Source organism: Archangium sp., from assembly GCF_036389735.1.
In the GTDB taxonomy this organism is placed as follows: domain Bacteria; phylum Myxococcota; class Myxococcia; order Myxococcales; family Myxococcaceae; genus Archangium.
Genome location: NZ_DASVWK010000522.1, coordinates 1 through 12705 on the forward strand (window position 1 = coordinate 1; position 12705 = coordinate 12705).

Annotated in this window: 11 protein-coding genes; 3 read left to right on the plus strand and 8 right to left on the minus strand. The window is 69.3% G+C overall.

Going from position 1 to position 12705, the window contains the following annotated elements:
• Nucleotides 1-116: 116 nt before the first annotated feature.
• The gene (locus tag VF794_RS18280; protein ID WP_331112124.1) at nucleotides 117-503 is read right to left on the minus strand and encodes a RidA family protein; all 387 of its coding nucleotides are present in this window, start codon (nucleotides 501-503) and stop codon (nucleotides 117-119) included.
• An 81-nt stretch (nucleotides 504-584) separates the two neighbouring features.
• Complete coding sequence (locus VF794_RS18285) at nucleotides 585-2804, minus strand: bifunctional (p)ppGpp synthetase/guanosine-3',5'-bis(diphosphate) 3'-pyrophosphohydrolase (RefSeq protein ID WP_331112126.1); 2220 nt, start codon at nucleotides 2802-2804, stop codon at nucleotides 585-587.
• Between the two features lie 120 nt (nucleotides 2805-2924).
• Between VF794_RS18285 and VF794_RS18290 the strand changes: the two genes are divergently transcribed.
• Nucleotides 2925-3980, plus strand: coding sequence for an FHA domain-containing protein (locus VF794_RS18290; RefSeq protein WP_331112128.1), 1056 nt, complete (start codon nucleotides 2925-2927; stop codon nucleotides 3978-3980).
• 15 nt (nucleotides 3981-3995) lie between these two features.
• On the opposite strand, the gene VF794_RS18295 is transcribed toward VF794_RS18290, so the two are convergent.
• On the minus strand, nucleotides 3996-5753 hold the full coding sequence (locus VF794_RS18295; RefSeq protein ID WP_331112130.1) for a serine/threonine-protein kinase: 1758 nt from the start codon (nucleotides 5751-5753) through the stop codon (nucleotides 3996-3998).
• Between the two features lie 203 nt (nucleotides 5754-5956).
• On the opposite strand from VF794_RS18295, the gene VF794_RS18300 reads away from it, so the two are divergent.
• Nucleotides 5957-6712 (plus strand): FHA domain-containing protein, encoded by a 756-nt coding sequence (locus tag VF794_RS18300; protein ID WP_331112132.1) that lies wholly within the window; start codon nucleotides 5957-5959, stop codon nucleotides 6710-6712.
• A gap of 65 nt (nucleotides 6713-6777) precedes the next feature.
• Here the strand turns inward: VF794_RS18300 and VF794_RS18305 are convergent, their stop codons facing one another.
• A complete protein-coding gene (locus VF794_RS18305; RefSeq protein WP_043398472.1) occupies nucleotides 6778-7140 on the minus strand; it encodes a TraR/DksA family transcriptional regulator in 363 nt (120 codons plus the stop codon).
• A 138-nt stretch (nucleotides 7141-7278) separates the two neighbouring features.
• Here VF794_RS18305 and VF794_RS18310 point away from each other — a divergent pair, with 138 nt between their 5' ends.
• Entirely contained in the window at nucleotides 7279-8160 is an 882-nt protein-coding gene (locus tag VF794_RS18310) for a DNA integrity scanning protein DisA nucleotide-binding domain protein (protein ID WP_331112137.1), read from the plus strand.
• 12 nt (nucleotides 8161-8172) lie between these two features.
• Here VF794_RS18310 and VF794_RS18315 read toward each other — a convergent pair whose 3' ends face one another.
• The 4 genes from VF794_RS18315 to VF794_RS18330 form a co-directional block, all read right to left on the minus strand.
• Nucleotides 8173-8349, minus strand: coding sequence for a hypothetical protein (locus VF794_RS18315; protein WP_331112139.1), 177 nt, complete (start codon nucleotides 8347-8349; stop codon nucleotides 8173-8175).
• Nucleotides 8350-8525: 176 nt separating this feature from the next.
• A complete protein-coding gene (locus VF794_RS18320) occupies nucleotides 8526-9617 on the minus strand; it encodes a hydroxyacid-oxoacid transhydrogenase (RefSeq protein WP_331112141.1) in 1092 nt (363 codons plus the stop codon).
• A gap of 64 nt (nucleotides 9618-9681) precedes the next feature.
• Nucleotides 9682-10245: a hypothetical protein gene (locus tag VF794_RS18325; RefSeq protein WP_331112143.1), complete on the minus strand. Its 564-nt coding sequence runs from the start codon at nucleotides 10243-10245 to the stop codon at nucleotides 9682-9684.
• 14 nt (nucleotides 10246-10259) lie between these two features.
• Nucleotides 10260-12566, minus strand: a complete 2307-nt coding sequence (locus VF794_RS18330) for a vWA domain-containing protein (protein ID WP_331112145.1) — start codon at nucleotides 12564-12566, stop codon at nucleotides 10260-10262.
• Between the last annotated feature and the right edge of the window lie 139 nt (nucleotides 12567-12705).

A 12705-nucleotide genomic window follows, 5' to 3' on the forward strand; every position in this document is an offset into this window, starting at 1 on the left:
CGCCTCCCGCTGAATTGAAAAAGGCCGTCGGACCGAAGCGGGTCCGGCGGCCTTTCTCTTTGTCCTGGCCAGACATGCCCTCCGACCGGCAGGCCCGAGGTCCGCCCCGCGAGCGTTCAGGACACCGCGATGGCGTCGATCTCCACCTTGGCGCCGCGGGGAAGCGCGGACACCTGCACGGTGGCGCGAGCCGGGGGCTCACCGGTGAAGGAGCGGCCGTAGACCTCGTTCACCTTGGCGAAGTCCCCCAGGTCCGTGAGGAAGATGGTGCAGCGCACCACGTGGGAGAAGTCCAGACCGGCCTCCTTGAGCACCGCGCCCAGGTTCTTCATCACCTGCTCGGCCTGGGCCACCACGTCGCCCTGCACCATCTCCATCGTCTTCGGATCCAGCGGAATCTGGCCGGAGAGGAACGTCATCTTCCCGGCGTCCACCTGCACCGCCTGCGAGTAGGGACCGATCGCCTTGGGCGCGTCGTTCGACTGCACGATCTTGCGAGCCATGAATGCACCTCGGAGGTGTGGCGACCGGGAGCGGCCGCCCATCCAGGGCGGCTCTACCACCGGCCGCCCGGACGACCAACCTCAGATGCGCTCGACGGAGAAGACGCCCGGCAGTCGCTCGATGGTGCGCATCAGGTCGGTGAGCTGCTTGAGGTCGGAGATGGTGACCTCGAAGGTGTTCACCGCCCGGTCATCCCCCGTGGCCCGACAGTTGGCCTGGGAGATGTTCACGCCCTTCTTCGAGAAGGTATTGGAGATGTCCGCCAGCAGGCCCGTGCGGTCCGCCGTCAGCACGCGCAGGGTGACGGGGCGCTTGAAGTCGCCCCGCACGTCCCAGGACACGTCCACGCGACGCTCCGGATCCGTGGCCAGCGCCTTGTCGCAGCCCACCGTGTGCACCGTCACGCCCCGGCCTCGGGTGATGAAGCCGGCGATGGGGTCTCCCGGCACCGGGTTGCAGCAGCGCCCGAAGCGGACCAGCACGTCGTCCACCCCGCCGATCTGCACCCCGCTGCTGCTCTGCTTGCCCACCAGCTTCTTGGCGAAGTCGGTGACCCGCGACAGGCCAGGCAGCATGCCGCCGCTGGTGGACGCCGAGGCGGCTCCGTCTCCCGACGTGCCCTTGCCATCCCCCGCGCCGGCCGCCAGCTTCTCCGGCGGCACCACGCGAGCGATGACCTGGTTGGGCACCACCTTGCCGTAGCCCAGGGCCACCAGCAGATCGTCCTCGATCCGGTAGCCCAGCTCCTCGCAGACCTTCTTCAACTCGCCGTTCTTCAGCAGCTTGTTGAAGTTGAGCTGGAAGCGCTTGAGCTCGCGCTCGAGCAACTCGCGGCCCAGCTGGAGGCTCTTCTCGCGCTGCTGCTGCTTGATGAAGGCGCGGATGCGCTGCTGGGCGCGGCTCGTCTTGACGAAGGTGAGCCAGTCCTTGGACGGGTGCGCCTGGGGGCTGGTGAGCACCTCGATGGTGTCGCCGTTCTTCAGCTTGTAGCGCAGCGGGACGATCTTCCCGTTCACCTTGGCGCCCACGCACCGGCCGCCCACGTCCGAGTGGATGGCGTAGGCGAAGTCCACCGGCGTCGCGCCCCGGGGCAGGCTCTTCACGTCTCCGCGAGGCGTGAAGACGAAGACCTCGTCGGTGAAGAGGTCCACCTTCACCGTCTCGAGGAACTCCTTGGGATCCTTGAGGTCCTGCTGCCACTCCATGAGCTGGCGCAGCCAGGCGAACTTCTCGTCGTCCTTGCTGACGGAGAGCGCCTTGCCCTCCTTGTACGCCCAGTGCGCCGCGATGCCCTCCTCGGCGACCTTGTGCATGTCCGGGGTGCGGATCTGCACCTCGATGCGCTCGCCCAGCGGCCCCACCACCGTCGTGTGCAACGACTGGTACATGTTGGGCTTGGGGATGGCGATGAAGTCCTTGAAGCGCCCCGGCACCGGCTTCCACAGCTGGTGCACCAGGCCCAGCGCCTCGTAGCAGCTGGGCACCGCGGGCATGATGATGCGGAAGGCGATGATGTCGTGGATCTGCTCGAACTCGATCCCCTGCGACTTCATCTTCTTGTAGATGCTGTAGACGTGCTTGAAGCGGCCGCTGACGTCGCCCTTGAGGCCCCGCTCCTCCAGCTTGGTGCGCACGAGCGTACTGACGTCCTCGATGTACTTCTCCCGCTCCTTCTTGCGCTTGTTGAGCTTGTCCTGGAGCGCGACGAAGTCCTGGGGCTTCACGTAGCGGAAGGACAGGTCCTCCAGCTCCGTCTTGATCCAGCTGATGCCCAGGCGGTTGGCCAGCGGGGCGTAGATGTCCAGGGTCTCCTGGGCGATGCGCCGCTGCTTCTCCTCGGACATGTGGTCCAGGGTCCGCATGTTGTGCGTGCGGTCCGCCAGCTTCACCAGGATGACGCGGATGTCCTGCGCCATCGCGATGATCATCTTGCGGAAGTTCTCCGCCTGCTTCTCCTCCTGGGAGAGCGTGGCCGAGGCGGAGAACTTGGAGAGCTTGGTCACCCCGTCGACGAGCTGGGCCACCTCGGGTCCGAACAGCTCGGTGAGCTCCTCGGCGGTGGCGAGCGTGTCCTCGATGGTGTCGTGGAGCAGGCCGGTGACGATGGAGGCTTCGTCGAGCTTGAGCTCGGCGAGCAGGCCGGCGACCTCCAGGGGATGGATGAGGTAGGGCTCCCCCGATTTGCGGAGCTGGCCTTGATGAACCTTGGCCGAGTAGACGTAGGCCTTCTTGATGATGTCCAGATCGGGGTCCGGATGATAGGAGGCAACCCGCTGGAGAATGTCGTTGAGCCGGATCATCGAAGCGTCAGCAATGGTAACTGCGGCCCCCTGGGGGGGCAATGTCACAACCTCGGGATTCGCACGGGCCCTCGCTTTCGTTGACCCGGCCTTCTAGGCACTTCTAGAGTCACTTCGCCCATGTCACAGCTCCTGCTGTCCGCTCTCGCCGTGGTCTGCCCGAACTGTGACGGGTACAACCCTCCTCGCGCGGAGACCTGCGCGAGCTGTGGCACCCCGCTGGTGGAGACGGCGGCTCCGGCCCAGGCTTCATCGGCCCACGCCTCGCCCGCCCCCTCCTCGGGCAAGCCCGCCGGGGCCCCCCGCCCCCCTCCGGTTGCCGCCCGTCCGCCCGAGGCTCCACCGGGCTTGCGTCCGTCCTCGCGCACCCCACCCCCCATCGCCTCGGCCGGAGGCGTGCCGGTGGCCGCGCCCCGTCCCATTCCTGGGATTTCCGCCCGGGCCCCTTCCCCTCCCGGCTCCGGTGCCCCGCCCGGTCCGGCGCCCAAGCCCGCCGCGGCCCCTGGCTCCGGCGCGCGCCCCGCCCCCGCCGCCTCCCGCTTCGGGCTGAGCGTCATCGCCGGCACCGCGCGCGGCCAGCGTTTCAAGCTGCCCACCACCGGCTGCACCGTGGGACGCACGCGGGGCGCCATCCTCTTCGCCGACGACATCTTCCTCTCCGCCCAGCACGCCACCTTCCTCATCAAGGACAACGTGCTGCATGTGCGCGACGAGTCCAGCACCTCGGGCGTGTACGTCACCATTGGCTCGGAGACCCTGACTCCGATGTCCTTCTTCAGCATCGGCCAGCGCCTCTTCCGCTTCATCGGCAAGCTCGAGGCCCCGCCGCCCCTCGCCGGTCGCCCCACCGTCTACGGCGCCCCGGTACCTCCCGGGCAGGGCGTCTTCGGCGTGGAGGAGGTGCTGGTGGGAGGTCGCAGCGGGCGCACCGTGGTGACGTCCGCCCCGCTGATGACGCTCGGGCAGGCCAACTGCGACTTCTCCTATCCCCAGGAGGAGGGGCTGGCCAGCCGGCACTGTGAGCTGAGCTTCACCGCCTCGGGCGCCCAATTGCGCGACCTCTCCGGAGGGCTCGGGACGTACGTGCGCATCCCTCCCACGGTGGAGCGGGCGCTGCGCCCGGGGGACCGGGTGCGCCTGGGTCAGCACATCCTCCAGGTGGAGGTCGTGGGCTGAGCGACGACCGCCGGGCTACTGGTTTCCGGCGGAGAGCAGGTCCGGCACCTTGCCGAGCAGGTAGTCGCGGGCCTTGGATTTCGGCAGATCCCGCAGGTGGCGCTTCCACCAGCCGCGCGCCTCGGCGGGGATTTCCCGCGTCCAGTACACCTCACCGAGCTTCAGCGACAGCTCCGGCGAGGGGTTGAGGATGAAGGCGTTGAGGTACTCGGTGGCCGCCAGGTCCAGGCTGACACGCTTGAGGGCGTCGTCGCCCCGCTGCTCGTACCGCTCCGCCTCCTCCGGGTTGCGCGCCGCCGCGGGAATCTCCTGCTCGTACAGCGGCACGCCGGGGACGGGCACGAAGGCGCCGGACTCCTGGCCGGGGATGGGCGCGTTCTTCGGCGGAACGAAGGGCGTGTTGCGCGCCTGGGTGCGCCAGTTGCCGAAGAACCACCACGCGCCCAGGGCGAGCGACACCACCGCCAGCGTGATGATGAAGGCCTTGAGGAAGCCCACCCCACCCTCGGACGCCCTGGGAACGACGGCCTCGGCCTTGTCGATGGTGATGGTGGGCACGGGCACGGACGCGGGCATCCGCTCGACCGGGGCCCGGACGGAGACCAGGGGCGAGGGCTGCGAGCGTTCCCTGTCGCGCTCCCTGTCGCGCTCCGGCACGGGCCGACTGGGAGCGGCGAGCTGCGTGCGCTCCTGTGACATGCGGGCCATCGCCGCGCTGGCCTGCATGCGCTCGGGAACGGCGCGCACGGTGGCGTCGGAGTCGCCGCCCCAACCCGGGTCGGTGATCTCCGTGCTCAAGTTGGTCGAAGGGGGCGTGGCCCGGCGAGGCAGCGGCGCGAGCACCGCCGCGGAGGCCGGCGAGCGCCGATTGGCGGGAGCGGCGTTGGGCCGGCGCTCGCGCTCCTTTTCCACGGCGAGCAGCTCGGCCTTGAAGACCTCGGCGTCCTGCGGCCGGTCATCCGGGCTCTTGGAGAGGGCCCGCATGATGAGTCGCTCCATGGCCGGAGAGACGCGCAGCTCCGGGCGCTTGCGCGACGGCGGGAGGGGCTCCTCGGTGAGGTGCTTGGTGGCGTAGCCCACGGCGGAGTCGGACTCGAACGGGAGCCGCCCGGTGAGGAGCTGGTAGAGGAGGACACCCACCGCGTACAGGTCCGAGCGGTGATCCAACGTGGCGCCGCGCGCCTGCTCGGGAGACATGTACTCGGGGGTGCCGCACACGAAGCCGGTGCGGGTGAGCGTGGGCCCGTCCTCGCCGTCCTGGATCTTCGCGATGCCGAAGTCGAGCACCTTCACGAAGTCCGGCTCGTTGCGGCGCTGCTCCACCATGATGTTCTCGGGCTTGAGATCCCGGTGGATGACGCCGGCGGCGTGCGCGTCGTACAGGGCGGAGAGCACCTGGCTGCCGATGCGGACGATGCGCGACTCGGGGAGCGGCCCGTCCTTGCTCAAGACGGTGTGCAGGTCATGCCCCGGGACGAACTCCATCGCGATGAAGAGGGCCCCGTCCTCGGCCTGGCCGAAGTCGAGGATGCTGATGGAGTTGGGGTGGTTGAGGCGGCTGGCGGCCTTGGCCTCGCGCTTGAAGCGGGCCACGGTGCGGTCATCGCCCAGCAGCGACTGGCGCAGCACCTTGAGCACCACCAGCTTGTCCAGGGCGACCTGGCGGGCCCGGTACACCTTGCCCATACCGCCCTCTCCGATGAGGGCTTCCACCTGATACTTCCGGGCAAGCGTCTGACCGATGTAGTCGTCCCCGTCCCCGCGCGAGAGCACGGTTCCGCAGGAGGGGCACAATCTGGAGACGTCACCGGCGTTGGCGCCGCAGCTGGGGCAATGCAAGGAGGGGCTTCCCGGGTACAGTGGCGGGGTGTTGTACCCCGAACTTCCCACGAGCGTCGGGTCGCCCGCAAGGTGGGCGGACAATGCTCGCGATCCGCGCAAGCCCTCGCCGGGCTTGATATGTAAGTACGCCCGCCATGGCCTACTGCCCCCGCTGCGACGCCGAGAACCCCGACAACGCCTCCACCTGCAGTGCGTGTGGCTCGCCCATGCGCGCCGGTACGATGGTGATGGCCGCGCCGAAACTGACGGCCCGTCCCCAGGTGTCCCTGCGCGTGGTCCGAGCGGACGGTGGCCCGGAGTCCGTGGTGCGGATGACCCGGGACACCCTCACCTGCGGCCCCCAGGGCGATCTGCCCCTGGCGGATGACCCCTTCATCATGCCGGTGCAGGCCCGCTTCTTCTTCTCGAGCGGCCGGCTGGCGGTGGAGGACGTGGGAGGGGCCAACGGCGTCTTCGTGCGCCTGCGCCAGGAGCGGGAGCTGCCGGTGGGCGGCGAGCTGCGCCTGGGTCGGCAGCGGCTGGTGCTGGAGCCCATTCCCGCGGCGGCCGTGGGGCCCGGCGGCGCCCACATCTGGGGCTCGGCCGACCCGGGCTACAAGCTGCGGCTGGTGCAGATCCTCGAGGGGGGCGTGCGCGGAGGAGCCTACCCGCTCAAGGAGGGGGACAACCAACTGGGGCGCGAGCAGGGGGAACTCACCTTCCCCACCGACGGCTTCGTCTCGGGGCGCCACGCGCTCCTGCAGGTGAAGCAGGACCGACTGCGGGTGCGGGACGTGGGCTCGTCCAACGGCACCTTCATCCGGCTCAACGGCCCCGTCTTCGTGGACAACGGGGATCACTTCCTCATCGGCCGCCAGTTGCTCCGGGTGGAGATCCAACTGCCGGCCTGAAGGAGCGGCGCAGGCGACGTCACGCGGGCCCGTGCGTGACAGCCGCCTGCCCCACGGCCACGGCCTCAGCCGTAGGACTTCTCCTTCTTCTCCTGCTCTTCCTTGCAGCGGATGCACAGCGTGGTGACAGGCCGCGCCTCGAGCCGCTTGGGGGAGATCTCCTCCTCGCACCGCTCACAGATGCCGAAGGTGCCGTCCTCGATGCGGCCCAGGGCCCGCTCGATCTTCTGGAGCAGGAACTTCTCCCGGTCGCGCAGGCGGAAGACCATGGACTGGGCGTACTCGGAAGAGGCCTGGTCGATCTCATCGGGGAGATCGTCGGTGTCGAAGCTGGCCTCCTCCACCAGGGTCTTCTTGGCGCTCTCGAGCAGGCTCGTCTTGCTGTCCTCGAGCATCTTCTTGTAACGCTTGAGATCTTTCTGGTTCACAGCCTTAGGCTCCGCGGTGCTGCGGGGGAAAGGGCCCTGGTGCTCCGAAAAAAAAGGCCGGAAAGCTTTATTCACAGGCGGTCTGAAGTCAAGGACACTGACTCCGACCCAGCATAACAGGCGGCGAGGTTGTACCCTATGAGCGACACCTCGAAATTCGACCGGGAGTTCCTTCGAGCCGCCCTCTCGCTTGCCGGGAAGGGGGACGTGGATCACTTCCTCTACATCAGCGACGTCCCCATCCCGCCCGAGGACCTGCGCCGCCAACAGGCGAAGCGTAAGCTCATCTACGCGGTGACCGCGCCTCGGGTCGCGCAGGAGCTGCTCGCCAAGAAGGAACGGGCGCTGGTGATTCCGGCCTACGATTACTCGCGCACCGAGCGGGTGAAGGTAGCGCTCGTGTCCGCGCTCTCCCAGGGAGCCTTCAAGGAGGGAGACCTGGTCCTGTGCATGACGGGCAGACTCGGCCGATCACCGGACACGATGATGCAGATGCGCATCGGTGGCTCGCTGGACGACCGGCTGACGATCGAAGGCGTGAAGCTGGGGGATGAGTTCAACTCGCAGGTGGTGGACGCCCTCATCCAGCTCGCGCTCCAGGTGGGTCAGGAGGGCTTCGAGGGCCACCCCATCGGGACGATCATCACGATCGGCGATCACACGAGCGTGATGGAGAAGAGCCGGCAGATGACGATCAACCCGTTCCAGGGGTTGTCCGAGGCCGAGCGCAACGTGCTGGATCCGAAGATCCGCGAGGCCATCAAGAACTTCTCGGTGCTGGACGGCGCCTTCGTCATGCGCGAGGACGGAGTCGTGCTGGCGGCGGGGCGCTATCTGTCGGCCTCGGACGAGTTGGTGAAGATTCCGCTGGGCCTCGGAGCGCGACACGCGGCGGCGGCGAGCATCACCTCGACGACGAAGTGCATCGCGCTGGTGGTGAGCCAGACGTCCGGCGCGGTGAGGCTCTTCAAGGGCGGCAACATCGTGCTGGAGCTGCACCAGACCGCGCGCCGCACCTAGCGCCTTCCCTGCTCAGCCCACGGAGATGCGCGCGAGCGCCTCGCGCAGGCGCTCGGGTATCGCCACGGCCTTTCGCGAGTCGCGGTCCACGAAGACGTGCACGAAGTACCCGTGGGCCGCGACCTGCTCCTCGCCCTCCTTGAAGATGCCGATGCCGTACGTCACCGAGCGGTTGCCGAGCTTGTCCACGCGCAGGCCCGCCCGGAGGCGGTCGGCCGTAGGCGTCGTTGTCCATCCAGCGCGTGGTGATGGGCTGGAAGTAGCGGTAGCGGTCGGAGGTCTCTGCGTCGGACATGGCGGGGGCCCCTGCTTGGGTTACCAGTAGCGCAGCGCCTGGCGGAACAGCTCGGTGAGGACGGGCCGGGTCATCTCCCGGGGCGCGTTCTGGAGCAGGCGTTGCTGCGGATAGGCGCCTTCCGTGAGGGCTGACAGGTCCGCGTCGGTGTAGACACAGCCGGAGCATTGACGATGACGGCCATGCCATGCGGCACCAGGGGCTCGTCCTGGGGATAACCCGAGGGGTGGAAGTCGCGCACCAGCCCGGCCACGGCGTAGGCCATGCCGTGCGGCGCGTGCACCCCCGCGTTCCCGAAGGCGATGCCGGCCAGCGTCGAGGCCCACATCAGCTGCTCGCGGGCCTCCTGGTCCCCCGCGTCCGCCACCGCGCGCTCCAAATACAGGCCCATCAGCCGCAGCGCCTCGCGGCAGCCGAGATCGCTCCAGGGGTTGGCACCCTGACTCATGGGCCGCAGGCTTGGCCGCGCCGGGGCCGGACGGCGCACATAGGGCCGCGCGGTATAGGACTCCAGCGCATGGGACAGCACGTCCAACCCGCTGGCCGCGACCACCTCGCCGGGCAGCGTCGCGGTGCAATCCGGGTCGATGAGCGCCTCGGTGGGCCGCAGCGCTGGCGAGGCGATGCCCGTCTTCGCCCCCATCGCGAGCAGATCGAAGATGGTGATGCCGGTGACCTCGCTGCCCGTGCCCGAGGTGGTGGGACAGGCGAGGTGCGGCTTGAGCGGGCCCGGCACCGGGCGCCCGTCCCCCACCGGCGCGTTGACGTAGGCCAGGAAGTCCGCCGGATGCGTGGCGTAGAGGTTGGCGGCCTTGCAGGTATCGATGACAGAGCCGCCCCCCAGGGAGATGTAGCCGTCCGGCCGGACCTCCGCGGCGAACCGCGCCGCCTCCAGGAACGAGCGATCCGTGGGCTCGACGTGCACGTCGGTGTAGACGGCCACGTCCAGCCCGGCGGCGTTCAAGGACTGACGCACCTTCTCGAAGTGGGGCAACCGGGCCACCCGCTCGTCCGAGAACAGGGCTACGCGCTTCATCCCGAGCGCCCTGGCGCGGTCGCCCACCTCCGCCAGACAGCCTCGGCCGAAGGTGATGCGCGAGGTGTCCACGGTGAAGGCGTTGTCGCAGCCTTCCGCGACGTGGTGGTAGTGGCAGCAGCCCATCGCGTCCCTCCCAACTGGTCCCGCCGCACCCTACCGTGATTGGACGGCGCCGGGTCCTTTGGGGTCACCCCTCCTTCGAGGACTCCCCGCGCTCCTCCCGATAGATGTCCGCGAGCGCATGGGCACGCTCGATCTCATCCCGGGCGGCATCCACGGCGAGCAGCTTGTCGAAGCGCTCCACCTGCTCGCGCAGGGCCGTGCTGACGGCCCCCCCCACGGCGAGCCGGGCGGACGCGCTCTCCCGCTCGGTCCGGAGCTCCGCCACCCGGTTGCCGAGGTCCGCGGCGGCCTCCAGGAGGAGCTTGCTGTCCTGCTCGGCGCGGTTGAGGGATTCGCGCGTGGTGGCGAGCAGGGCCTCGGTCTGGGAGCGGTCGCGCTCGAGCGTGGTGGCGATCTTCACATCCCCCTGCTCGTCCGCGACGGCGCGCCGCTTCGCGAGGTCCTGGAGTCGCTTGACGTAGCGATCCTCGGAGCGAGCGAGGTCTCCCTTGAGCGCCAGCAGCGTGGCGGCGGACTTGCGGACCTCGAAGCCCTGCCGCTCCAGGTCCTCGATGAGCTGATCGAAGGCCGCGAGCGGATCCAGGGGTTTCTTCTCGGGCTTCTTCTTGCGCAACCAGTCGAAGAGCATGGCCGGGCAGCAGCCTACTCGAAGGGACGGCAGAGGAGCCGGACGCGATTGAGGCGCTCGTGTACCGGTGAACCTCCGGTGGCGAGCGCGGCGAGGTAGCGGGCGGGGGTGAGTTGGTACACCCCGAGCAGGTGCTGAAGAAGGGTGAGGCTCTCGGTGGCGCGGCGGTCCGCGGGGGCGAGCGAGGCGGCCTCCACGAGCGCGTCGAGGATGTCGGCCACGCGGGCGGCGACGTCGGGGCCGGGCGACTCCCCCGTCACCTTCTGGGCGGAGATCCGCTGCGGCTCCGGGAAGAGGGCATCGAAGGAGGCCTCGGAGGCCATGGGCGCGGAGGAGACGGTGCGTCCGGAAGCCAGGGCCTCGAGGGCGCCCAGGTGGGGCGTGAGCGCCTCCAGCATCTCCGGGGTGACGGGCACGTCACGAGGCAGGAGGGTGCGCCAGGGGCTGTCGAACTCGGTGCGCGCCCACTGGATCTCCTGGTCGGAGAGGTGGTGGTAGAAGGCGCGGCCGCCGCGGGCGCGCTGCTCCTGGACGAGCGACTTGAGGTCCGGGTTCTCCTCGCCGAGCGAGATGAAGCTGAGCGCGATATCCAGCGCGTCCATGGGAGCCCGGGTACGGCGGATGAGCTCCAGGTCGACACGGTCCTCGCCGTCGGTGATGAGCACCACGGTGGCGCGGGCGAGGTACGGATCCCTTCCCTGCGCGGCGCGGATGGATTCGAAGGCGGACATGAGGGCGAGGGAGATGTCCGTCTGCCCCTCGGCGGGCGAGTCTCGGAAGAGCTTCTCGATCTGCCGGGTGGCCTCGCGGGCCGTGTCGACGCGGGCGAGCTGGGTGGGGATGTCGTTGAAGAAGGAGAAGTAGAGCGGGTCGAAGGGCAGACCCTGGCGCGCCTTGACGCGGAGGTTGTTGAGCTCGGCGATGATGATGGCGTCGCGGAAGCGCGCGCGAGCGCCGTGCATGGAGCCCGAGGCGTCACAGACGTACACGCGCACGGCGGTGCGCTTCATCTTCTTGGGCTCGGGCGGCGGCTCATCCTCCAGGTAGGCGCGCACCGTCTGGCTGTGGGCCGCCAGCTCGTAGACGAGCATCCGCGGGTCGGCGATCACGAAGTTGTGCACGTCGTGGAGGCTGCCCGTGCGCTCGAAAGTCATGTTCTGAGTGGGGTATGGCACCCGCCGTGGCACGGGACGCACCTTGCGCGTGTTGAGTTCGACGATCTCCTCGGTGAGCGAGTCCTCCACGTCGAAGTAGCGGGCACAGCCGGCCGCCAGCTCGAACGCGGAGAGCTGCTCCGGCTGGAGCGAGAAGGCCAGGTCCGCGAGCAGATCATCCGCGCTGGAGACCTTGGGAGCCTGCCGTGGACCATTCGGACCCTCGCTGACGGGAGGCGCCTCGCCGAACCAGCGGGTCAGGTCATCGCGCTCGGCGGACTCCAGAAGGGAGCGCATCCGCCCTCCCGAGGGCATCAACGGCGCGAGCGCCGCGCGAGCCGCCGCCGCCAGCTCGGGGTCATTCGCCTCCAGCGCGCGCTCGTAGAGTCCCCGGAGCGAGCGCCAGGCCATCCGCGGCTCCCTGCGCGCGGTGCGCTTCACCTCCTGCACCAGCGCCGTCAACGAGCGCGTCGCGGGTTGCTCGCGGACACGCTCGCGGGCCTGGGCCACCTCGCTGCGCAGGGCCACGCCGCGGTCGCGGTCATGCTCCATGCCGATGCGCAGAAGGAGCTCATGGGCGATGTCCAGATCCCGCCGCTTCTGGACCAGGTCCTCCACGTTCTCGCGCGCCCGCTGGGCCAGGAACTCGGCCACGGCCATGCTGGCCTTGCTCGGGGCCCCGCGGTCGTTCCAGAGCGGGCCGGGCTTCGAGAAGATCTCGAAACCACCCTCCTCCTGTGCCGGGGGCGTGGGGGACATGAAGAGATCCGCCACCCGCAGCACCCGCGTGAGCCGGACGAAACCCCGCTCCAGCGCCGTGCGCGCGCCCGGCGGCGTCCGGCCCACCCGGAGCATCTTCTCCACCGCGTCCAGCGTCTGCTCGAACTCCTCCAGGGCCTGCTGTGCCCGGGTCTTCAGCCCGGTGGCCAGCTCCCCCACCCTGCCCTTCTTCACGCCGAGGTCCAGCAACAGCCGCGCGTCCGCGAGCGTGTGCACCCCCACCCGCTCCAGCGCCCGGTCGAGCGCCGTCACGGTGGGCAGGGACAGGTCCACCTCGGAGGGGGCCGTGAGCCCGCGCCACCAACCGCGCAGCCCCTCGGTCTGGGAAGAGTTCCCCTGGAGCGCATCCAGCCGTTGCCGAAGGCGTGCGAGCCGAGCGACGAACACGCGTCAGTGCCTCCTCACAGAGAGGCCCGCAGCTCCAGCAACTGCTTGCTGAAGCGGCTGAAGTCGTCGTCGATGCCGCGCAGCACGTTCTCCAGCTTGCGCGCGCTGTCGCTCAGCTCCCCGGGGATGGCGGTGAGCT